General features: G+C 69.9%; 25 protein-coding genes. 17 read left to right on the forward strand and 8 right to left on the reverse strand.

Annotation, left to right across the window (positions count from 1 at the left end; translation table 11 throughout):
* Positions 1-2: 2 nt before the first annotated feature.
* The 8 genes from ASD66_RS23835 to ASD66_RS23870 all read left to right on the forward strand — a co-directional run bounded on the left by ASD66_RS23835 (position 3) and on the right by ASD66_RS23870 (position 6594).
* On the forward strand, positions 3-359 hold the full coding sequence (locus ASD66_RS23835; RefSeq protein WP_056686697.1) for a histidine triad nucleotide-binding protein: 357 nt from the start codon (positions 3-5) through the stop codon (positions 357-359).
* A gap of 124 nt (positions 360-483) precedes the next feature.
* Entirely contained in the window at positions 484-684 is a 201-nt protein-coding gene (locus ASD66_RS23840; protein WP_056892473.1) for a hypothetical protein, read from the forward strand.
* Positions 681-1697 (forward strand): PhoH family protein, encoded by a 1017-nt coding sequence (locus ASD66_RS23845; RefSeq protein WP_056686703.1) that lies wholly within the window; start codon positions 681-683, stop codon positions 1695-1697. The genes ASD66_RS23840 and ASD66_RS23845 overlap by 4 nt, the downstream gene beginning before the upstream one ends.
* On the forward strand, positions 1694-2143 hold the full coding sequence (ybeY, locus tag ASD66_RS23850) for an rRNA maturation RNase YbeY (protein ID WP_056686706.1): 450 nt from the start codon (positions 1694-1696) through the stop codon (positions 2141-2143). The genes ASD66_RS23845 and ybeY overlap by 4 nt, the downstream gene beginning before the upstream one ends.
* Positions 2140-3456 carry a hemolysin family protein gene (locus ASD66_RS23855; protein ID WP_056686709.1) on the forward strand — a complete coding sequence of 439 codons (1317 nt, stop codon included), beginning with the start codon at positions 2140-2142 and terminating at the stop codon, positions 3454-3456. Before ybeY ends, ASD66_RS23855 begins: the two co-directional genes overlap by 4 nt.
* Positions 3449-3763 carry a hypothetical protein gene (locus ASD66_RS23860; protein ID WP_056686711.1) on the forward strand — a complete coding sequence of 105 codons (315 nt, stop codon included), beginning with the start codon at positions 3449-3451 and terminating at the stop codon, positions 3761-3763. Before ASD66_RS23855 ends, ASD66_RS23860 begins: the two co-directional genes overlap by 8 nt.
* A gap of 171 nt (positions 3764-3934) precedes the next feature.
* Positions 3935-5314, forward strand: a complete 1380-nt coding sequence (locus tag ASD66_RS23865) for an FAD-binding oxidoreductase (RefSeq protein WP_082599708.1) — start codon at positions 3935-3937, stop codon at positions 5312-5314.
* 2 nt (positions 5315-5316) lie between these two features.
* Positions 5317-6594, forward strand: a complete 1278-nt coding sequence (locus ASD66_RS23870) for an SAM-dependent methyltransferase (protein ID WP_056892474.1) — start codon at positions 5317-5319, stop codon at positions 6592-6594.
* A gap of 27 nt (positions 6595-6621) precedes the next feature.
* On the opposite strand, the gene ASD66_RS23875 is transcribed toward ASD66_RS23870, so the two are convergent.
* Both ASD66_RS23875 and ASD66_RS23880 read right to left on the reverse strand, forming a co-directional pair.
* Entirely contained in the window at positions 6622-7380 is a 759-nt protein-coding gene (locus ASD66_RS23875) for an HAD family hydrolase (RefSeq protein WP_056892475.1), read from the reverse strand.
* The gene (locus tag ASD66_RS23880; RefSeq protein ID WP_056892476.1) at positions 7374-8756 is read right to left on the reverse strand and encodes an MFS transporter; all 1383 of its coding nucleotides are present in this window, start codon (positions 8754-8756) and stop codon (positions 7374-7376) included. The genes ASD66_RS23875 and ASD66_RS23880 overlap by 7 nt, the downstream gene beginning before the upstream one ends.
* A gap of 78 nt (positions 8757-8834) precedes the next feature.
* On the opposite strand from ASD66_RS23880, the gene ASD66_RS24635 reads away from it, so the two are divergent.
* From ASD66_RS24635 to ASD66_RS23895, 4 genes are read left to right on the forward strand one after another with little or no spacing between them, the layout of a single operon-like run.
* On the forward strand, positions 8835-9002 hold the full coding sequence (locus ASD66_RS24635) for a hypothetical protein (RefSeq protein ID WP_156388886.1): 168 nt from the start codon (positions 8835-8837) through the stop codon (positions 9000-9002).
* 9 nt (positions 9003-9011) lie between these two features.
* Positions 9012-9803, forward strand: a complete 792-nt coding sequence (locus ASD66_RS23885; protein WP_056892477.1) for a siderophore-interacting protein — start codon at positions 9012-9014, stop codon at positions 9801-9803.
* On the forward strand, positions 9800-10786 hold the full coding sequence (era, locus tag ASD66_RS23890) for a GTPase Era (RefSeq protein ID WP_082564054.1): 987 nt from the start codon (positions 9800-9802) through the stop codon (positions 10784-10786). Before ASD66_RS23885 ends, era begins: the two co-directional genes overlap by 4 nt.
* Before the next feature lie 13 nt (positions 10787-10799).
* Positions 10800-11360 carry a DUF664 domain-containing protein gene (locus tag ASD66_RS23895; protein ID WP_235530255.1) on the forward strand — a complete coding sequence of 187 codons (561 nt, stop codon included), beginning with the start codon at positions 10800-10802 and terminating at the stop codon, positions 11358-11360.
* Positions 11361-11379: 19 nt separating this feature from the next.
* Here ASD66_RS23895 and ASD66_RS23900 read toward each other — a convergent pair whose 3' ends face one another.
* From ASD66_RS23900 to ASD66_RS23910, 3 genes are read right to left on the reverse strand one after another with little or no spacing between them, the layout of a single operon-like run.
* Positions 11380-12213, reverse strand: coding sequence for a septum formation family protein (locus ASD66_RS23900; protein ID WP_056892478.1), 834 nt, complete (start codon positions 12211-12213; stop codon positions 11380-11382).
* On the reverse strand, positions 12210-13016 hold the full coding sequence (locus tag ASD66_RS23905) for a septum formation family protein (protein WP_056686729.1): 807 nt from the start codon (positions 13014-13016) through the stop codon (positions 12210-12212). Before ASD66_RS23905 ends, ASD66_RS23900 begins: the two co-directional genes overlap by 4 nt.
* Positions 13017-13028: 12 nt before the next feature.
* The gene (locus tag ASD66_RS23910) at positions 13029-13526 is read right to left on the reverse strand and encodes a flavodoxin family protein (RefSeq protein ID WP_056892479.1); all 498 of its coding nucleotides are present in this window, start codon (positions 13524-13526) and stop codon (positions 13029-13031) included.
* Between the two features lie 177 nt (positions 13527-13703).
* Between ASD66_RS23910 and leuA the strand changes: the two genes are divergently transcribed.
* Positions 13704-15461: a 2-isopropylmalate synthase gene (leuA, locus tag ASD66_RS23915; RefSeq protein WP_056892480.1), complete on the forward strand. Its 1758-nt coding sequence runs from the start codon at positions 13704-13706 to the stop codon at positions 15459-15461.
* Between the two features lie 8 nt (positions 15462-15469).
* On the opposite strand, the gene ASD66_RS23920 is transcribed toward leuA, so the two are convergent.
* Both ASD66_RS23920 and ASD66_RS23925 read right to left on the reverse strand, forming a co-directional pair.
* Positions 15470-15937, reverse strand: coding sequence for a GNAT family N-acetyltransferase (locus ASD66_RS23920; RefSeq protein WP_056686738.1), 468 nt, complete (start codon positions 15935-15937; stop codon positions 15470-15472).
* The gene (locus tag ASD66_RS23925; protein ID WP_156388887.1) at positions 15934-16731 is read right to left on the reverse strand and encodes an ion transporter; all 798 of its coding nucleotides are present in this window, start codon (positions 16729-16731) and stop codon (positions 15934-15936) included. The genes ASD66_RS23920 and ASD66_RS23925 overlap by 4 nt, the downstream gene beginning before the upstream one ends.
* A 42-nt stretch (positions 16732-16773) precedes the next feature.
* Here ASD66_RS23925 and ASD66_RS23930 point away from each other — a divergent pair, with 42 nt between their 5' ends.
* From ASD66_RS23930 to recO, 3 genes are read left to right on the forward strand one after another with little or no spacing between them, the layout of a single operon-like run.
* Complete coding sequence (locus tag ASD66_RS23930; RefSeq protein WP_056686741.1) at positions 16774-17301, forward strand: FKBP-type peptidyl-prolyl cis-trans isomerase; 528 nt, start codon at positions 16774-16776, stop codon at positions 17299-17301.
* Positions 17302-17337: 36 nt separating this feature from the next.
* Positions 17338-18195 (forward strand): alpha/beta fold hydrolase, encoded by an 858-nt coding sequence (locus tag ASD66_RS23935; protein WP_056892481.1) that lies wholly within the window; start codon positions 17338-17340, stop codon positions 18193-18195.
* Positions 18196-18212: 17 nt separating this feature from the next.
* Entirely contained in the window at positions 18213-18941 is a 729-nt protein-coding gene (recO, locus tag ASD66_RS23940) for a DNA repair protein RecO (RefSeq protein ID WP_056892482.1), read from the forward strand.
* A gap of 9 nt (positions 18942-18950) precedes the next feature.
* Here recO and ASD66_RS23945 read toward each other — a convergent pair whose 3' ends face one another.
* A complete protein-coding gene (locus ASD66_RS23945; protein WP_056686750.1) occupies positions 18951-19406 on the reverse strand; it encodes a MarR family winged helix-turn-helix transcriptional regulator in 456 nt (151 codons plus the stop codon).
* Between the two features lie 45 nt (positions 19407-19451).
* Here ASD66_RS23945 and ASD66_RS23950 point away from each other — a divergent pair, with 45 nt between their 5' ends.
* Positions 19452-20234 carry an isoprenyl transferase gene (locus tag ASD66_RS23950; RefSeq protein ID WP_056892483.1) on the forward strand — a complete coding sequence of 261 codons (783 nt, stop codon included), beginning with the start codon at positions 19452-19454 and terminating at the stop codon, positions 20232-20234.
* Positions 20235-20382 lie beyond the last annotated feature (148 nt).

Genomic DNA, 20382 nt, shown 5'->3' on the forward strand with positions numbered 1-20382 from the left:
GCATGAGTGCACCCGTTCCCCCTGACGACTGCATCTTCTGCAAGATCGTGGCCGGCGACCTGCCCGCCGAGATCGTGCACGCCACAGATCTCACGGTCGCCTTCCGAGACCTGCAACCGCAGGCGCCGACGCACTTCCTGGTCGTGCCGCGCAGCCACTACGAGAACGCCGCGTCGCTGGCCGACCACGAGCCGGCGGCGTTGGCCGAACTGTTCACCACTGCCCGCGAGGTCGCCGAGAAGGAGGACCTGCCCGGCTACCGCGCGGTGTTCAACACCGGGGCGGCCGCGCAGCAGACGGTCTTCCACGCCCACCTGCACGTGCTCGGCGGGCGCGACCTGACCTGGCCCCCGGGCTGACGGTCGCGTACGGCGGCCGGCGCTGACGGCGCTCGTCAGTCCGCGCTGACGACCGAGCCGGACAGGAGCCGCAGCAGGCGGGTCACCTCGTCGGCGACGGCCGTGCGCCGGCATCAACGCGGAGATGGTCAGCAGCGCCCAGCGGGTCAGCGTCGTCGCGGGATCGCACAAGCGCGGCAAGGTGGCGCTGGCCCGGATCTGCGACGCCAGCGCGATCTCCCAGCTGATCACCGATGACGCCGCCGATGCCGAGGCCGTGGCGGCCCTGTCGCGAAAAGCCGGTGTGACCCGGTGGGTGCCGCGCCGTAGCATGGAGTCCTCATGACAGACACCCAGAGCGAGTCCGGCTCCCGCGGCCCGACCACCAAGCACACCGTCGTCGTGCCGTCGAGCGTCAACATGGTCAGCCTGCTCGGGCCCAACGACGAACACCTGTCCCTGATCGAGCGCGCCTTCGAGGCCGACGTACACGTGCGTGGCAACCAGGTGACCCTCCAGGGCGCGCCGGCCGAGATCGCGCTCGTGGAGCGACTCCTCGAAGAGCTGGTGACGATCATCCGCACCGGCCAGGGCATCACCGACGAGACCGTCGAGCGGGTCGTGTCGATGCTGCGCGCCGAGACCACCGAGCGCCCGGCCGACGTGCTCTCGCTCAACATCCTGAGCAACCGCGGCCGCACCATCCGGCCCAAGACGCTGAACCAGAAGCGCTACGTCGACTCGATCGACAAGAGCACGATCACCTTCGGCATCGGCCCGGCCGGCACCGGCAAGACCTACCTGGCCGTGGCCAAGGCGGTGCAGGCACTGCAGTCCAAGCAGGTCAACCGCATCATCCTCAGCCGCCCCGCCGTCGAGGCCGGCGAGAAGCTCGGCTTTCTCCCCGGCACGCTCACGGAGAAGATCGACCCCTACCTGCGGCCGCTGTACGACGCCCTGCACGACATGCTCGACCCCGAGCTGATCCCCAAGCTGCTCGCCGCCGGCACCATCGAGGTGGCGCCCCTGGCGTTCCTGCGCGGCCGGTCGCTCAACGACTCGTTCATCATCCTCGACGAGGCCCAGAACACCACGCCCGAGCAGATGAAGATGTTCCTGACCCGGCTGGGCTTCGGCTCCAAGATCGTGGTCACCGGCGACGTCACCCAGGTCGACCTGCCGTCCGGCACCAAGTCCGGGCTGCGCATCGTCGAGGGCATCCTCGACACCGTCGACGACATCTCGTTCAACCGGCTCACCGCCCACGACGTCGTGCGCCACCGGCTGGTCGGCAAGATCGTCGCGGCCTACGAGACCTTCGACGCCCGGGACTCCGCCCGGAAGGACCAGCACCGGTGACCATCGAGGTGCTCAACGAGTCGGGTCACGAGCTCGACGTACACCAGCTGTCGATGCTGAGCCGGTTCGTGATGGACCAGATGCGGGTGCACCCGCAGGCCGAGCTCTGCATCAAGGCCGTCGACGAGGCGACCATCGCCGAGCTCAACGCCCGCTGGATGGAGAAGGACGGCCCCACCGACGTGCTGGCCTTCCCGATGGACGAGCTGCGTCCCGGCCTGGTCAACGAGGAGCCTGAAGAGGGCGTGCTCGGCGACCTGGTGCTGTGCCCCGAGATCGCCGGCAAGCAGGCGGTCACGGCTGGGCATTCACGGGACGCCGAGATCGAGCTGCTCACCGTGCACGGCATCCTCCACCTCCTCGGCTACGACCACGCGGAGCCCGAGGAGCACAAGGAGATGTTCGGTCTCCAGGACCGGCTCCTCGCCGAGTGGCGTGCCCAATGACCAGTGGCGATCTCTGGCTGCTGGGTTCAGCAGCCGTCCTCGTTCTCCTCGCCGGTCTCCTCTCGGCCGCCGACGCCGCACTGTCCAGCTTCTCGCGCGCCCGCGCCGAGGAGATAGCCGCCGAGGGCAAGGCCGGTGCCAAACGGGTGCTGGCGATCCTCGACGACCCGGCCCGCTACCTGAACACCACGCTGCTGCTGCGCATCCTGTGCGAGGTCTCGGCGATCGTGCTCGTCACCCGGCTGGTCTCCGGCAGCGTCGATGCGTCGTGGGCCAGGATCCTGATCTCGATCGGCATCATGCTGGTCGTCTCGTTCGTCGCGATCGGGGTCGCGCCGCGCACCCTCGGCCGCCAGCACGCGATCACCGTCGCCCTGCTCTGCGCCGCGCCGATCCAGTGGGTCACCCGCATCCTCGGCCCGATCCCGCAGCTGCTGATCCTGATCGGCAACGCACTCACGCCCGGCAAGGGGTTCAGCGACGGACCGTTCTCGACGGAGACCGAGCTGCGTGAGCTGGTCGACATGGCCGAGGCCTCCAGTGTCATCGAGGACGGCGAGCGCAAGATGATCCACTCCGTCTTCGAGCTCGGTGACACGACTGTCCGCGAGGTGATGGTGCCCCGCAACGACGTGCTGTACGTCGACCGCAACAAGAACCTGCGCCAGACGATGTCGCTGTTCCTGCGCAGCGGCTACTCCCGCATGCCGGTCGTGGGGGAGAACCTCGACGACATCGTCGGCTTCGCCTATCTCAAGGACGTCAGCAAGCGGGTCTTCGACAACGCTGACGCAGAGACCACCGAGCGCATCGACCAGCACCTGCGCCCGGTGCACTGGGTGCCCGACAGCAAACCGGCGGACGACGTGCTCTCCGAGATGCAGGCCCGCCGCCAGCACATCGCCGTGGTCGTCGACGAGTACGGCGGCACCGCCGGCATCGTCACCATCGAGGACGTCCTCGAGGAGATCGTCGGCGAGATCACCGACGAGTACGACGAGGGCGAGATCCAGATCGAGGTGTTCGAGGACGGCAGCACCCGTGTCTCCTCGCGCTACCCGGTCGACGACCTCGACGAATTGTTCCCCGGCTACGTGCAGGTCGAGGAGGACGTCGACTCGGTCGGTGGTCTGATGGCCAAGGAGCTCGGCCGGGTCCCGATCCCGGGTTCGGTCGTCGAGTCGCACGGCCTGCGCTTCGAGGCCGAGGAGTCGGCCGGCAGGCGCAACCGCATCGGCACGGTGCTGATCAGCAAGGCCGAACCACCGCCCGGGAGGGCCGACGCCGACGACTACGCTGAGCCGCATGCCTGACCTCGCCCCCGAAGACGCCAAGCTCGTCACCCTGGCCCGCGCCACGCGCGCCCGCACCCGCGCCACGGAAGGCGCCGCCGTGCGCGACACCGACGGACGCACCTACGCCGCCGGCTCGGTCGACCTCCCGTCGCTCAAGCTCTCCGCGATCCAGGTGTGCGTGGCGATGGCCTCCTCGTCGGGATCGGCCGGCCTCGAGGCCGTCGTACTCATGCGGGACGGTGGTGCCGACGGTCCCGCCTCCGCGGCCGATCTCGCGGTGGTCGAGGAGTTCGCCGGCCCCGGCGTCCCCCTCCACCTCGTCTGATCCCTCCGATACTCCCTGACGTTCCGGTCCACTTCCGGGGATACTCCCTGACGTTCCGGTCCTGCCGAGGGCCGAAACGTCAGGGAGTATCGGGCTTGGAGGGCCGGAACGTCAGGGAGTATCGGGAATACCCCTTGGTGAGTGCAAGCAGTGAGGCGCTACCGTGTTCTTGTGACCATCGTGCGTGGGTGGGAGAACCACCGGGAGGCCGTGGAACGTCTGCTGGCGTCGTACGCCGCGATTCCTGAGCGCGCCCCCGTGCGGCTCGCGAAGAGCACCTCGAACCTGTTCCGGCCCCGCTCCAGCACCAGCGTGCCGGGCCTCGACGTGTCCGGGCTCGACGGCGTGATCGAGGTCGACGTCGCCAACCGCACCGCCGACGTGCAGGGCATGTGCACCTACGAGCACCTCGTCGAGGCGACCCTGCCGCACGGCCTGATCCCGCTCGTCGTGCCGCAGCTGCGCACGATCACGCTCGGTGGAGCGGTCACCGGCCTGGGCATCGAGGCGACCAGCTTCCGCAACGGCCTGCCCCACGAGTCTGTCCTCGAGATGGACCTCCTCACCGGTGACGCCGAGGTGATCACCGCGCGCACCGACAACGAGCACTCCGACCTCTTCGCCACCTTCCCCAACTCCTACGGCTCGCTCGGCTACGCCGTCCGGCTGAAGATCGAGCTCGAGGAGGTGCCCGGGTTCGTCGCACTCCGCCATGTCCGCTTCGACGACGCGGCCCAGCTGGGCAAGGCGATCGAGACCATCGTCGAGTCCGGCGAGTGGGAGGGCGAGAGCGTCGACGGACTCGACGGCGTGGCCTTCGAACCGGGCGAGCTCTACCTGACCCTGGCCCGGTGGAGCGATGCCGCGACCGGCGAACCGAGCGACTACACGGGCAGTGGCATCTACTACCGGTCCATCCAGCAGCGGCAGCGTGACGTGCTGACCATGAACGACTACCTCTGGCGCTGGGACACCGACTGGTTCTGGTGCTCGGGCGCGTTCGGGCTGCACAACCCGCGGATCCGCCGGCTCTGGCCGCGCCGTTGGCGGCGCTCCGACGTCTACCACAAGCTGGTCGGCCTCGACCGCCGCTTCGGCATCGCCGACCGCCTCGACCGCCGGGCCGGACGGCCCCGTCGCGAACGCGTCATCCAGGACGTCGAGGTCCCCGTCGACCGGCTGCCCGACTTCCTCCACTGGTTCGACGAGGCCGTCGGCATGCGCCCCGTGTGGCTGTGCCCGCTGCGGTTGCGTGGTGCCGGCACCCGCTGGCCGTCGTACCCGCTCGAGCCCGGCACGACCTACGTCAACGCAGGATTCTGGGGCACCGTGCATGTCGGCGAGGACGCCGACGACGCTCCCCGGAACCGCGCCATCGAGGCGAAGGTGCACGAGCTCGGCGGGCACAAGTCGCTCTACTCCGAGGCGTTCTACGACCGAGCCACCTTCGACCGACTCTACGACGGCGCCAACCTGGCCGCCGTGAAACAGCGTTACGACCCACACGACCGACTCACCTCTCTCTATGACAAGGCGGTGCAACGCCAGTGAGCATGACCGACTCCGTGACCATCGGGCAGGCCATCGATTCCCTTCTCCACGACGGTTCCCCGGTGCGCTTCAGTGCGTACGACGGCAGCGTCGCCGGACCACCTGACGCGAAGATCGAGCTGCATCTCAAGAACGAGCGCGGGCTCTCCTACATCATGACCGCGCCCGGCGACCTCGGCATGGCCCGCGCCTACGTGATGGGCGACCTGGAGCTCCGCGGAGTGCATCCGGGCGACCCCTACGAGGCGATGGCGCTGCTGGTCAACCACCTGAAGTTCCGCCGACCCAGCGTCAGCGAGGCGCTGCGCCTGGTGCGCGGACTGGGCATCGACAAGCTGAGGCCGCCGCCGGTGCCGCCGCAGGAGCACCTGCCGCGCTGGCGTCGCGCCTTCGAGGGCCTGCGCCACTCGATGAACCGTGACGCCGAGGTGATCAAGCACCACTACGACGTCTCGAACCGGTTCTACGAGATGGTGCTCGGTCCGTCGATGACCTACACCTGCGCACTCTTCGAGACCCCCGAGGCGACCCTCGAGGAGGCCCAGGCCGCGAAGTACGACCTGATCTGCCGCAAGCTCAACCTCCAACCCGGTCAACGCCTGCTCGACGTGGGCTGTGGCTGGGGAGGCATGGTGCGCCATGCCGCACGCGAGTACGGCGTCAAGGCGCTCGGCGTGACCCTCTCGCTCGAACAGGCCCAATGGGCCAAGGAGGCCATCGACCGTGAAGGGCTCGGTGACCTGGCCGAGGTGCGACACCTCGACTACCGCGAGGTCATGGAGACCGGTTTCGACGCGGTCAGCTCGATCGGCCTGACCGAGCACATCGGGGTGAGGAACTACCCGTCGTACTTCACCTTCCTGCGCGAGAAGCTGCGCCCGGGCGGGCGACTGCTCAACCACAGCATCACCCGCCCGCACAACCGGCCGACCGAGACCGGGGCGTTCATCGACCGCTACGTCTTCCCCGACGGCGAGCTGATCGGCTCGGGCACGATCGTGGCCGCCGCCCAGGACGCCGGACTCGAGGTCCAGCACACCGAGAACATCCGCGAGCACTACGCGATGACCCTCGCCGGATGGTGCCGGAACCTCGAGGCCAACTGGGACGAGTGCGTCGCCGAGGTCGGCGAGGGCACGGCCCGGGTGTGGGGCATCTACATGGCCGGTTCGCGGATCGGGTTCGAGCGCGACGAGATCGAGCTGCACCACGTGCTCGCCACCCGCAACGACGAACGCGGCGCAAGCGGCTTCCCGCTGCGTCCCGACTGGATCGCCTGAACCAGGCACGAGGGGCCGTGCCGCGGGTCAGGCGATGCCGACCTGCGGCACGGCGTCCAGCAGCGCCCGTTCGACGTCCCGGGGGTGGGCCGCGACCCTGCGCACGTGCGGCACGTCGTCCAGGGCCGGAAGACCGTCGCCGACCACCACGGCACGCCGGGCAGAGCGCAGCATCGCGAGGTCGTTGAGGTCGTTGCCCACGGCCAGGTCGGCGGCCCCGGTCGACGAGAGGCCCGCAACCGCCACGGACTTGTCGACGCCCGCCGCGACGACGTCCATGTCGCCGGTCGCGTGCGGCAGGGTGACGACTCCGGGCAGTCCGGCCGCAGCGGGCAGCCCGCGTCGTGACTCCTCGATGCTGACCTTGAGCACGCCGTCCAGGGGTGGCCGCTGACCGGGGGCCATGCGTCGTCGCGCACGGTCTCCGAACCACGGCAGCGCCGTCGCGTCGCGGGCCACGAAGTGGTCGCCGTACTCCGCGCACCAGCCGACCCCGGCCCGGTCCAACCGCTCCAGCAGCCGACCCACCGACGCGGCGGGCAGTGCGCGGACGGTCGCCGGCAGGCCGCCCGGCGGCAGGTGCAGGGCCCCGTTGCAGCAGACCAGGTCGATCCGCTGCGCCAGGCGCCCGAACCAGTCCCGCAGGCACCGCGGGGAACGGGCGGTGGCCAGCACCAGCCTGACGTCCGGCCGCTCCGCGAAGTCCTCGAGTACGTCGACCAGGGGCTGGGCCGGGCACGTTCCGTCGAAGGTCAGGGTGCCGTCGAGGTCGCAGGCGATCAGCATGCGTGGGCTCCCTCCGGGGCACGCGTACGGGCAGCGACCACGGCGGCGAGTCCACCGCCGACGATGAGGGCCGCGGCGACCAGGAGCCCCGGGGTGGCACTGTCCCCGTGCTCCCGAGGCACGACGTCGAGCGCGGTGACCACGGCCAGGCCGAGTGCCCCGCCGACGTTCTGGGCCGTGGTCAGCAGACCGGCGGTGGTCCCGCGCAGCGCCTCGGGCGTGGCGTCGATCGCGGCGATCGACGCGGCCGGGAAGCTGAGCGCCATGCCGACGCCGATCGCGGCCATCGCGATCAGGATCCGCACCTCCGACGGACCGCGAGTGACCGTGGCGAGCAGCACCAGGCTGGTCGCGATCAGCAGCATCCCCACGGCCAGCGTCCGGCCCGGACCGTGACGACCCACGGCTGCTGCCCCGGCCCGGGAGGCGGCCGAGAAGGCCAACGGCTGGGGCAGGATCAGGAGCCCGACCTCGTAGGCGTCCATCCCGCCTCCGGCCTGCAGGTCGAGGCTCAGCACGAACATCGACGAGAGCACACCAGCGAAGACAGCCGCCAGTCCGAGACCGGCCCCGAGCACCCGGGGGCGCCCGAAGGTGCTGCGCGGGATGCCGCCCACGCCGCCCCTGCGCACGAGCACGCCGACGAGCAGCACCAACACCCCGGCGCCGGCACCGAGCGGCCCGACGGTGAGGCTGCCGACCCCGCTGACCAGGCTGAGCGCCAGGCCCAGGGCCACGGTGAGGAGCAGCGCTCCCGGCAGGTCCAACCGGCCGCTGCGGTGAGCCACCGAGGGCGGGATCCGCCACGTCGCGGCCAGGACCAGCAACACGATCGGCACGAGCACCAGGAAGCTCGAGCGCCAGCCCAGCGCCGTGACCAGTGCACCCGGCACCACCAGCCCGGTCGAGAACCCGACCGCACCCATGGCGCCGTACGTCGTCACGGCGCGGTTCCTGGCGGGCCCCTCGGGAAGGCCCGCGGTGATCAGGGCGAGGGCGGCGGGGGCGCTCAACGCGGCACCGGCACCTTGGGTGAACCGACCGACCACGAGAAAGGCGGCAGCGGGCGCGAGGGCACAGGCCAGGCTGCCGAGCCCGAAGAGGACGACGCCGAGGTGGAACAGCGTCCGGCGGTTGCTCCGATCGACCAGTTGACCGGCCAGGGGCAGCAGGCCGGCGTAGGAGATCAGGAAGACGCCTGCGATCAGCTGGAGCTCGACCGGGCCGGGGGCGAACTCACCTTCCACGGCGCCGATCTGCACGTTGATGGCCGACGAGCTCATGCCCTCCAGGAAGAGGGCCAGGCACACGACCAGCGTGCGGGTCCGGGGCAGCGCGCGGAGCTGGGCGGCTCGGTCATCGGTTTCCAGTGGCATTGCAGCAGCGTGCCGGGGCATGCTTGCACGAGGCTTTCATCGCGATGTCCTCGTCGCTGCGACTGGTTGCGCTGTCCCGTGGGGGAGGGCCAGCTGCTCGCCGACGCAATCCTCGGCCCGGGTCAGGTCGAGGCAGTGAGCGACCCCGAGGCCGCGATGCTGGTGCGCCTCGGACAGGACGGTGCCGGTGGGCTCGTGGCTCGCGCCCCGGCAGCGGATGCGCGCGGCCCGGGCACGGGCGACTAACCTTGTCCGGTGAGCACCCGAGCCGAGCAGTACGCCGCGCAGGTGCTGCGGCGTGAGGAGATCTCGCCGCACCTCGTGCGCCTCACCCTCGGCGGTGAGGGGCTGGCCCGATTCACCTCCACCGGAATCAGCGACGAGTGGGTCGGGTTGGTCGTGCCGGGCCAGTTCCAGTCCCGCTACTACACCGTGCGGTCATGGGACGGCGTCGAGCTGGTGCTCGACGTCGTGGTCCACGACGTCGGCCTGGTCACCGAGTGGGCGATGCGCGACTGCACCGGCGAGACCGTCACGATCACCGAGGCCAAGGGCTCCTTCGCGATGCCCGAGGAGAGCCGGTGGCTCTACCTCGTGGGTGACATGACCGGGCTGCCGGCGATGGCGAGGATCATCGAGGAGCTCGGCCCCGACGTACGAGCCCATGTGTGGGCCGAGTCCCCGGAGCGGATCGACGGCTACTTCCCGGAGGCCCTGGAGAAGTCCGGCGACCTGACCTGGCTGGAGCCGCCCGGCCCCGGGCAGAGCAACCTGGCCGCGTTCACCGAGTCGCTGCCGTGGCCCGAGGGCCCCGGCTACTTCTGGATGGCGGGGGAGTCCGCCCAGATGCGGGCGATCCGCAAGCACCTCATGCGCGAGGTGAAGCTGCCGAGCACGCAGTACGACGTGATGGGCTACTGGCGTGCGGCGCTGAAGCGCCAGCCGCGTGCGGTCGACCCCGGCCCGATCTACCGGGCAGGCAAGGCGGCAGGCAAGAGTGATGAAGAGATCTGGGCCGACTACGACGCAGCACGGGAGACGGAATGAATGAGCACGACAAGGACTTCGACGTCAGCGGCGTGGCACCGGCCGGACCCCTGCACGGCGAACGGCCCGAGGGCTACCGCAGCGGCTTCGTCTCCTTCGTGGGTCGTCCCAACGCCGGCAAGTCGACGCTGACCAACGCCTTGGTCGGCTCGAAGGTCGTGATCACCTCCTCGAAGCCGCAGACCACCCGCACCGTCGTGCGCGGCATCGTGCACCGTGACGACGCGCAGCTGATCCTCGTCGACACCCCCGGCCTGCACCGCCCGCGCACCCTCCTCGGCGAACGCCTCAACGACCTCGTCAAGACCACGTGGGCCGAGGTCGACGTGGTGGCCGTGTGCTTCCCGGCGAACGAGAAGATCGGTCCCGGCGACACGTTCATCGTCAAGGAGCTCTCGAAGGTCCGGCGCAGCGTGAAGGTCGCCATCGCGACCAAGACCGACCTGGCCACGCCCGAGCAGATCGGCGAGCACCTGCTCGCCATCCAGGCGCTGGGGGAGCAGACCGGCACGGAGTGGGCCGAGATCGTGCCGGTCTCGGCCAAGAGCGGAGACCAGGTGCAGCTGCTGGCCGACGTACTCACCGCGATGCTTCCGGAAGGCCCACCGCTCTACCCGGACGGCGACCTGTCCGACGCGCCCGAGGAGGCGATCGTCGCCGAGCTGATCCGCGAGGCCGCGCTCGAAGGCGTGCGTGACGAGCTGCCCCACTCCATCGCGGTCGTCGTCGAGGAGATGGGCCTGCGCGAGGACCGCCCCGAGGACAAGCCCCTGCTCGAGATCCACGCATGGCTCTACGTCGAGCGTGACTCGCAGAAGGGCATCGTGATCGGCCACAAGGGGTCGCGCCTGAAGCAGGTCGGCACCGATGCCCGCATGCAGATCCAGGCCATGCTCGGCACCCCCGTGCACCTCGACCTGCGGGTCAAGGTGGCCAAGGAGTGGCAGCGCGACCCGCGCCAGCTGCGCAAGCTCGGCTTCTGAGTCGGTGGGCCACGTGAGCGAGGACAACCGGGTGGCCCGCAACGTGGCCGAGCCGGCGAAGTCGGGGCCAGCGGGGCAGGCCAGATGGGCCGACTACCTCGACTGGGTGCGCGACGACATCGTGAACGGCGTCCTCTCCCTGTCAGCCGGCGAGCAGCGCACGCCGCGAGTTCCGAGCGGGTGGACCCCGATCGAGCTGCTCAGCCACTGCCTGCACATGGAGCAGCGCTGGTTCGTGTGGGGATTCCTCGGCGAACCAGTGGCCGATCCCTGGGGGGACTGGAACACCGACGAGCCGTGGGTCTCGGACGACTCCGACGAGACGCTGGCCCGGGCCAGGTGGGAGGTGGCGCCGGAGGTGACGGCAGCCGACCTGGCCGCAGGCCTGGAGCGGACAGCCGAGCGGACGCGTCGAGTGCTCCGGGACTTCGCCCCTGACGCCGTTGCCGCGCCCGGTGGCCGCTTCGCGCACGACCCTCCGACCCTGGAGTGGATCTGCTTCCACGTGCTGGCCGAGTATGCCCGGCACGCCGGGCACCTCGACATCGTCACGGAGCTGGCACCGCGGGTTTGAGTCCTCGGCTTCGCCGTGCTCAGGCCTCAGGCGCCCAGCAGAAGCCGTAGTGCTGGCCGGCCGACCACTGCTTCTTGTTCGGCCACTCGTAGCCCCAGGTGAACTTGAGCGGGTCGTCGGCCAGGTCGCGGACGGTGTCCTCGCAGGTCGACTGGCCGGCGTCGCGGGCGGCTTCGGCCCCCGGATAGGCGCCACCCTTCGCCGGTCGTACGTCGACCGTGCCGACCGCGCGCCACGAGTGCGAACGGGCACAGGCCACGCGTTCGAAGTCCGTGGCGCCCGGCTTGGCGGTGCCGCACATGCCGTACGTGGCGCGGCCCGCGTCGGTGCCGAGCACGCCCTGCGTCGGACCGTCGAGCAGCAGGAGCTCCTCGGGTCCGCCGATCGCGATCACCTCGCAGCGGAACCAGTCCTGGCCCTCGTCGGACTGCTCGACGGTGGGGCTGAACCAGACCGTGCTGAGCATGCTGAGGCGCAGGTCCTCCGCCGAGCCGCCGAGGAAGCCGGCGAGCTCGCGCGGGCAGGCGCTGGAGACCTGCTGCTGCACGCGATCGGAGTCGACGGTGACCAGGTGTCCGTCGACGACGGTGTCGAGGGTGCCGACGAAGAAGGTCTCGGCGGTGTGTTTCGCCTTGCAGGACACGGTCTTCGCGTCGAACGTGGGGGCCACCGCGGCGTCGTACGACAGGGAGTGGCAGGTGCCCGGCTTCGGGCGGGGTGCCGGCTTCGCCGGGGCGGGCGGGGTGGTGGACGCACTGGGGGTCGGGTCCGGGTCGGCGGACTTGTCAGATCCGTCCGAGCATCCCGCGAGGAGTCCGAGCGCGAGCAGGAGACTGGCGAGGAGGCGGGTCATCGGGGTGTCCTTGCCCAGCAGATGGAGCGCCGGTTGCCGGCGTCCCACTCGGCTTTGTGGAACCAGGTGTAGGCGTACTCGTAGTCGACCGGGTAGTTCATCCAGGCGCCCACCGAGTCGGAGCAGAAGTCGCGGGTCTTCACCTCGACCAGCCGGTCACCCGGGTAGGACTCGTCGTCGGTGCCGACCTTGATCGTGGTGACGGCACGCCAGTTGTGCTTCTCCGAGCACGGCACCTTCACCTCGCCGACCACGGTCGGGCCCTCGGCACAGACCATCCACTTGTCCTCGGGACGCCCGGTGAGCAGGCCCTTGGCGGTCTCGGGGAGGTCGACGTACTCCTTCGACTGCTCACCACCACCGACCAGGTCGCAGCGGTACCACCGCGCGCCCTTGTCCCAGGCCTTCTCCGACGGGCGGAACCACGCCCAGCTCACCACGGTGCGCATCACCAGCGACTCGTCGGCGCCCAGGAACTTCTCGAACTGGCCGGAGCAGCGCTCGTAGGCGAACTGCGCCAGTCCGTCGTCGTCGTAGTCGGCCTCGTCGTAGGTCGCGGGCAGGGGGCCGACCGCGTAGGTCTCGGCCGTGTGCGTCTCCGCGCAGTCGACGGTCTTGGTCGCGTTGCTGCTCTTCTCTACGTCGCCCGGCTCGAGGTCGCGGCACGCGCCCAGCTCGGGGGCCTCGACCGCGTCCAGCTGGGCGGGGTCGACACGGTCGCTGCCGTCGTCGTTTCCGCATCCGGACAGGACCAGCACGATCGGCAGTGCGACGGCCGGCAGCAGTCGTCGTACAGGGGGCACGTGGGGAGTCCTCTAGGTCGTCAGCAGTGCCGCGATCGTACCGCCCAGCTCGTAGGCGGCCTCCGTCTCGGCCTCCCCGACGTCGCCGAGCACCTCGAGGACGTCGTAACCCTGGCGCCAGCCGAGGGCGCCGATGATCGACTGCACCGAGCGGACCGCTCCCGTGGTGTCGTAGCGCCCGTGGACGTAGAGGCCGTAGGGGCGCTTGGCAGTGGGGCTCGCGTCGTCACCGGGACCGGCGCCGCCGCTCGGATCGAGCGCGCCGCCGACCTGGAGGAACGTCGAGTCGAAGAAGTGCTTCAGCGCCCCGGACATGTAGCCGAAGTTGGCGCTGGTGCCGAGCAGGTAGCCGTCCGCGGCCAGCACGTCGTCGGCGGTCGCCTCCAGGGCCGGTCGTACGACGACCTCGACGCCCTCGATCTCGTCGTCGGAGGCGCCGGCGACGACTGCCTCGGTGAGGGCCTGCAGCGACCGGGTGGGGGAGTGATGGACAACCAGCAGTTGAGGCATGGACCCACCCTGTCACGGTCGCGAGGGTGCGCTAAAGTGGTTCCCGTCATGAAGATGCGCAGCCTCCTCCTTCGCTGCCGCAACGAGGCCTGAAGCCGGCCCCCTCGTTGCGGAGGTTGTGCTGCCTTCTCATGGGCTGCTCGTCCGGCATCCGGATCTCCAAGCAGCGAGGAAACCATGACCAACCTGAGCAACACCGGCAACCAGCAGTCCGCCAGCGGCATGCCGTTCGAGCGGTACACCGCCTTCGTGCCCGTCGACGTGCCCGATCGCACGTGGCCCACGAAGAAGATCACCAGGGCCCCGCGATGGCTCTCCACCGACCTGCGTGACGGCAACCAGGCGCTGATCGACCCGATGACCCCGGCCCGCAAGCTGAGCATGTTCGAGCTGCTGGTGAAGATGGGCTACAAGGAGATCGAGATCGGTTTCCCCAGCGCCAGCCAGACCGACTTCGACTTCGTGCGCAAGCTGATCGAGGAGGACCGCATCCCCGACGACGTGCAGGTCTCGGTGCTGACCCAGGCCCGCGAGGACCTCATCGAGCGCACGATCCAGTCGCTGGTCGGCGCCGACCGCGCGACCGTGCACCTCTACAACGCGACCGCGCCGCTGTTCCAGCGGGTCGTCTTCGGGGTCACCCCCGACGAGTGCCGCAACATCGCCACCCGCGGCACCGAGATGGTGATGAAGTACGCCGAGGAGATGCTCGGCGACTGTGACTTCGGCTACCAGTACAGCCCCGAGATCTTCACCCAGACCGACACCGACTTCGCGCTCTCGGTGTGCGAGGCGGTCTCCGACGTGTGGCAGCCCGAGGCCGGCCGCGAGATCATCCTCAACCTGCCGGCGACCGTCGAGATGTCGACGCCGAACACCTACGCCGACCAGATCGAGTACTTCGGCCGAGGCCTGACCCGCCGCGAGCACAGTGCGATCAGCCTGCACCCGCACAACGACCGCGGCACCGCGGTGGCCGCCACCGAGCTGGCGATGATGGCCGGTGCCGACCGCGTCGAGGGCTGCCTGTTCGGCCACGGCGAGCGCACCGGCAACGTCGACCTGGTCACGCTGGGCATGAACCTCTTCTCGCAGGGCATCGACCCGCAGATCGACTTCAGTGACATCGACGAGGTGCGCCGCACGGTCGAGTACTGCACCAACCTGCCGGTGCACCCGCGGCACCCCTACGCGGGTGACCTCGTCTACACCGCCTTCTCCGGCTCCCACCAGGACGCCATCAAGAAGGGCCTCGAGGACCTCGACAAGCAGGCCGCCGAGCAGGGTGTTCCGGTCGGCGAGCTGCCCTGGGAGGCGCCGTACCTGCCGATCGACCCGAAAGACGTCGGGCGCAACTACGAGGCCGTGATCCGGGTCAACAGCCAGTCCGGCAAGGGCGGAGTGGCCTACATCCTCAAGGCCGAGCACAAGCTCGACCTGCCGCGGCGTGCGCAGATCGAGTTCAGCAGGGTCGTGCAGCAGCGCACCGACTCCGACGGCGGCGAGATGACGCCCGAGGCGATCTGGGACGTCTTCCGCAGCGAGTACCTCGACCGCGAGTCCCCGCTCAAGCTCAACTCGGTGCACACCTCCTCGGCTGCGGGTGAGAAGGACCAGCTCTCGGTCAACGTGTACGTCGACGGTGAGCTGCGCGCGCTGACAGCGTCGGGCAACGGACCGATCAACGCGTTCACCAACGCGCTCAACGATCTGGTCGAGACCGAGCAGGCGGCCGGCAACCCGGCGTACGCCGACCGCGGTGACGTGCGGGTGCTCGACTACCACGAGCACGCGCTCTCGGCCGGTGGCGACGCGATCGCCGCGGCGTACGTCGAGTGCGCGGTCGGTGACCAGATCCTCTGGGGTGTCGGCCTCGACGCGAACATCGTCACTGCCTCGCTCAAGGCCGTCGTCAGCGCCGTCAACCGCGCCTGACGCGGCGACTAGGGCAGCACCATCTCGTCGACCAGCAGGGCCGACCCCTCACGGAGGGGCTCGGCCCTGCCGGTCGCGACGAAGCCGAAGCGCTCGTAGACCCTCCGCGCGGCGGGGTTGCCCTGCGCGACGTCGAGGATCACCCGGCGTCCTTCGGCACGGGCCTGAGCGACCACCTCGTCGAGCACCAGTCGTGCCAGGCCTCGGCGACGGAACTCCGGAGCGGTCCACATCGCCACGATCTGGGCGACTCCGTCCTCGATCCGGAAGGCCCCGCCCAGGGCGGCCGCGGCGCCGTCGACGAAGACGACGACGGGCGTGCTCTGCATTCGCATCAGCCAGTCGTCTTCCGTGAAGGCCTCCTCCCGGGCGAGCGTGGACCCGAAGGCATCGGGGGAGTCGGCGAGGGACCGCAACCGGATCTCGCGCCACACCGGCCACTCCTCGGGGGCCAGTCGGCGTACCTCGATGCTCATGACGTCGCTCCTGCCGTTTCGGCGTCGTACTTGTTGCGGACGGCGTCCCGCATCTGGTCGATGTTCTCGCGGAGCGCGTCCGAGATCAGCTCGTCGGTGCGCGGGTCGTTGAGCACCGAGAAGACCAGCCGGAACACCGTGTCACTGACCAGGCGCACGACGTCGTCGTGGAACGGCAGGAACTTGAGCCGACCCATCTGCTGGTCCTTCTTGATCAGCTCGACGATCATCAGGTCGAGCTCGGCACGGTTCTCGTCGAGGGCGCGGGCGATGTTGCTGGTGTAGTTGCCCGTCTGCAGCACGGCGGTGACCTCGTCCATCACGGCGATCGTCACCGGCCTCTTGATCACCTCGACGATGGAGTCCGTGCCCTGCTTGACGATGGCTGCGGTGACGCGGTCGCCGAAGGCCCGGTCGGCGGCTCGGCCGAGGCGGGCCAGGACGATGAAGACCCGCAGCAGTCGGAACGAGCGGAACGCCGGGTTCGAGACCGGGATCATGCCGAGCACCTCGTACCAGTACTTCAGCGGGAACTTCCAGCCCTCACGCGATCGGCGCCAGCGCCAGAGGAACTCGACGGCGAACAGCGCGCAGATCGCGTAGTCAGCGCGGATCACCCAGCGCTCGGTCCCGGGCGAGACGTCCCAGAAGGTGATCCACGACAGCAGCACCACCGAGATGATCGCGATGACCAGCATCGTCCAGTCCGCGAACCCCACCGGGGGCTTGGAGGGGTAGCTCGCGAGAGGCGACCGATCGGCGCCGGGGTTGTTCTGTCGGGTGTTCGTGGGCATGCGGACAACAGTGTCAGGTCGGCCACGGATAGGGTCGGCGCCATGCGTACCGCTCGGAGAATCACCGCTGTCCTGGCCGTCACGGCTGCCCTCCTCGCCACTGCCGCGTGCGGCGACTCGGACTCGGACGACTCGTCCGACGACAACACGGACTCGGCCGCCGTGTGCACGGCGGACGACATCGAGGTCAGCGGCGAGTTCGGCGAGAAGCCTGAGGTGACGCTGCCGGACGACTGCACCCCGCCGACCGAAGTGATCACCAAGGACCTCTCCGCGGGCTCCGGCCCGGAGGCGAAGGCCGGAGACACCGTGCTGACGGACTACCTGCTGGTGACCTGGTCGAACCAGCAGGTCCTGGACAACTCCTTCGACCGCGGTGAGCCGTTCCCGGTCACGCCACTGGGCCAGGCCCCGGTCATCGACGGGTGGAACGAAGGACTCGTCGGCATCCAGGAGGGCGCCCGCCGCCTGATCATCATCCCGCCGGCCAAGGGCTACGGTGCGGGCGGCAACGGGGTCGAGCCGAACGAGACCCTCGTCTTCGTCGTGGACGCGGTCGCGGTCAGCTGACCTGCCGGGGGCCGGGCGGACGGTAGATTGCTGGCCATGTCGCGCTCACCCCTGGTCTCCGAACGCATCGGCCAGTTCTTCCTCGGCGAGGACCGCCTGGAGTACACCGAGTACGGCTCCGGCGACCGCTGGGTGGTGCTGCTGCACGGCCAGTTGATGCTGCGCCGCATGTGCCAGCCGCTGGCGCGCGCACTGGCCGCCGAGGGCATGCACGTGGTCACCCTCGACCTGCTCGGCCACGGTCGCTCGGACCGGCCGGCCGACCCGATGGTCTACTCGATGACCGCGTTCGGGGAGCAGGTCGTCGCACTGCTGGACCACCTCGGCGCCGACCAGGCCGTCATCGGCGGCACCTCCCTGGGCGCCAACGTCTCGCTCGAGGTGGCGGCGATCGCTCCCGCGCGGGTGCGCGGCCTCCTGGTCGAGATGCCGGTGCTCGACAACGCCGTCGAGATGGGGATGGTGGTGTTCGGTCCGATGATGCTGGCGGCGCGGTTCCTGCCGTTCACGGTCAGTCTGACCCGCGCCGTGACGCGTCGGGTGCCGCGCGGACTGGTCCCCTTCTGGGCGGGCATCGTCCTCGACACCTGCGACCAGCAGCCCGCGCCGATGGCGGCGGTGATGCACGGCATCGTCTTCGGCCGCATCGCCCCTCCGTCGCGCCTGCGCCGCGCCATCGACGTACCCACGATGGTGGTCGGCCATCCCGCCGACCCGGTTCACCCGGCGGCGGACGCCGCGATGCTGGCCGACGAGATCCCGGCTGCCCGGTTCGTCCGGGCCGAGAGCATATTCGAGTGGCGGTTCCGGCCCGAGCGCCTGGACGGCGAGGCGGCCGAGTTCGTCCGCGGGTGCTGGGAGACACGCTCCGCCAGCGGGCTCCGGGGCGTCTGAGACGGCACAATGGACCCGTGCCCCTCTATCGAGCCGAAGCCGTCGTGCTGCGCACCCACAAGCTGGGTGAGGCGGATCGGATCATCACCCTCCTGACCCGCAACCACGGGCTGGTGCGGGCGGTGGCCAAGGGCGTACGCCGCACGTCGTCACGCTGGGGCTCCCGTCTCGAGCCGTTCACCCACGTCGACCTGCAGCTGGCCGAGGGACGCAACCTCGACACCATCACCCAGGCCGTGACCCTGGCCCCGTTCTCGGGAACCCTGGGCGCCGACTACGACCGCTACACCGCCGGTACGGCGATGCTCGAGACCGCCGAGCGCCTGATCATGGAGGAGCGGCAGCCCTCGTTGCAGCAGTTCCTCCTGCTCGTCGGCGGCCTGCGCGCGCTGACCACACCGGAGCGGCGTCCCGGGCAGGTGCTCGACTCCTACTTCCTGCGGTCCCTGTCGGTGGCCGGCTACGCCCCGTCGTTCGACACGTGTGCCCGCTGTGACGCACCCGGTCCGCACCGGTGGTTCAACCCGGTGGCCGGTGGCATCCTGTGCAGCACCTGCCGCCTGCCGGGTTCGGCGAACCCGTCCGCGGAGACCGTGGCCGTGCTCGGCGGGCTGCTGGCAGGTGACTGGCCGCTGATCGACGCCGCCGAGCCCCGTCACCTCAAGGAGGCCAGTGGCCTCGTGGCGGCGTACCTCCACTGGCACCTCGAGCGCCGGCTCCGCTCGCTGGAGTACGTCGAGCGCTGACCGACCGCGTCAGTCGGTGGGTGCGCCGTTCTCGATCCAGTCGTCGACGGTGCGGTTGAAGCGCTGCAACGAGCGGAGGAACTCGTCACGCTCGGTCTGGGACCACGACGCCAGCATGATGTCGAGCAGCCCACGCCGACGGTCGCGTTCCTCGTGCACGGCCCTCGCGCCCTCGGTGGTGAGGGTGAGCACGGAGGCCCGACGGTCCGTGGGGTCGACCGTCTTCTCGGCCAGGCCGAGCCGTACGACGGCCTGCACCTGCCGGGTGATCGTCGAGGGATCGAGGCGGAATGCCTGGGCGATCGCGCCGAGTCGCTGGGGGCCGTTGTCGTCGAGCAGGCACAGGATGCCGTAGCTGGAGCGCTCGAGCTCGACCTCGCCCGAGGGCGTGCGGACATGGATCAACTGCGAGCGTCGCAGGATGGTGAACAGCTGCTGCTCGATTTGATCGTTCTGGTTCTCCACGAAGGCAGCATAGGCCGCGAGGGGCCAAGCTCTAGGGTTGTCCACGTGAATCGTGTGCCACGTCGTCCGCATCCGCACCCCTCGGGTGCCACTCCGCCGCCGATCCCGAAGGACCTGGTGCCGCGGCACGTGGCCGTGGTGATGGACGGCAACGGCCGCTGGGCCAAGGAGCGCGGCCTCCCGCGGACGGCGGGACACGAGCAAGGTGAGTCGTCGTTGTTCGACGTGGTCGAGGGGGCCATCGAGATCGGCGTGAAGGCGGTGTCGGCGTACGCGTTCTCGACGGAGAACTGGTCGCGCTCGCCCGACGAGGTGCGCTTCCTGATGGGCTTCAACCGGGACGTGATCCGGCGCCGGCGCGACGAGATGCACGAGCTGGGTGTGCGCGTGAAGTGGGCCGGCCGGGCGCCGCGGCTGTGGAAGTCGGTGATCAAGGAGCTGCAGGTCGCCGAGGAGCTGACCAAGGACAACAAGGTGTTCACGCTGACCATGTGCGTGAACTACGGCGGTCGGGCCGAGGTGGCCGACGCCGCGCGGTCCATCGCCCAGGCCGTGGCTGACGGGCGCCTGGACCCCAAGAAGGTCGACGAGAAGACCTTCGCCAAGCACCTCTACGTGCCCGACCTCTCCGACGCCGACCTGGTCTGGCGTACGTCGGGGGAGCAGCGGCTCTCGAACTTCATGCTCTGGCAGGCGGCGTACAGCGAGTTCGTCTTCTCCGACGTGCTCTGGCCCGACGTCGACCGCCGGCACCTGTGGGCCGCGATCGACACCTACGCCCGTCGCGACCGTCGCTACGGGGGCGCCCTCCCCAACGCGCCCGCCTGACCCGCCCCCGCCGACCAGCCCGCCCGCCCCGCCCGCCCGCCCCCGCCACGTGTAACGCGCTGTCCACGTCACTTCGCACCCCACCGGCAGGGGGCGGAATCAATCGGTCTAAGCAACTCAACCCTGTTGGGTGGTGTTGTGGATGCCG

The sequence above is a fragment of the Nocardioides sp. Root151 genome (assembly GCF_001427925.1).
Taxonomy (GTDB): Bacteria; Actinomycetota; Actinomycetes; order Propionibacteriales; family Nocardioidaceae; genus Nocardioides.

Coding starts and splice junctions, on each gene's coding strand:
- ASD66_RS23870 (WP_056892474.1), top strand. CDS start 5,317: ATGACCGACTCCGTGACCATCGGGCAGGCCATCGATTCCCTTCTCCAC.
- ASD66_RS23920 (WP_056686738.1), bottom strand. CDS start 15,937: ATGAGCATCGAGGTACGCCGACTGGCCCCCGAGGAGTGGCCGGTGTGG.
- ASD66_RS23880 (WP_056892476.1), bottom strand. CDS start 8,756: ATGCCACTGGAAACCGATGACCGAGCCGCCCAGCTCCGCGCGCTGCCC.
- ASD66_RS23935 (WP_056892481.1), top strand. CDS start 17,338: ATGTCGCGCTCACCCCTGGTCTCCGAACGCATCGGCCAGTTCTTCCTC.
- ASD66_RS23875 (WP_056892475.1), bottom strand. CDS start 7,380: ATGCTGATCGCCTGCGACCTCGACGGCACCCTGACCTTCGACGGAACG.
- ASD66_RS23840 (WP_056892473.1), top strand. CDS start 484: ATGGTCAGCAGCGCCCAGCGGGTCAGCGTCGTCGCGGGATCGCACAAG.
- ASD66_RS23860 (WP_056686711.1), top strand. CDS start 3,449: ATGCCTGACCTCGCCCCCGAAGACGCCAAGCTCGTCACCCTGGCCCGC.
- ASD66_RS23910 (WP_056892479.1), bottom strand. CDS start 13,526: ATGCCTCAACTGCTGGTTGTCCATCACTCCCCCACCCGGTCGCTGCAG.
- ASD66_RS23925 (WP_156388887.1), bottom strand. CDS start 16,731: ATGCCCACGAACACCCGACAGAACAACCCCGGCGCCGATCGGTCGCCT.
- ASD66_RS23845 (WP_056686703.1), top strand. CDS start 681: ATGACAGACACCCAGAGCGAGTCCGGCTCCCGCGGCCCGACCACCAAG.
- ASD66_RS23900 (WP_056892478.1), bottom strand. CDS start 12,213: ATGACCCGCCTCCTCGCCAGTCTCCTGCTCGCGCTCGGACTCCTCGCG.
- ASD66_RS23855 (WP_056686709.1), top strand. CDS start 2,140: ATGACCAGTGGCGATCTCTGGCTGCTGGGTTCAGCAGCCGTCCTCGTT.
- leuA (WP_056892480.1), top strand. CDS start 13,704: ATGACCAACCTGAGCAACACCGGCAACCAGCAGTCCGCCAGCGGCATG.
- ASD66_RS23835 (WP_056686697.1), top strand. CDS start 3: ATGAGTGCACCCGTTCCCCCTGACGACTGCATCTTCTGCAAGATCGTG.
- era (WP_082564054.1), top strand. CDS start 9,800: ATGAATGAGCACGACAAGGACTTCGACGTCAGCGGCGTGGCACCGGCC.
- ASD66_RS23930 (WP_056686741.1), top strand. CDS start 16,774: ATGCGTACCGCTCGGAGAATCACCGCTGTCCTGGCCGTCACGGCTGCC.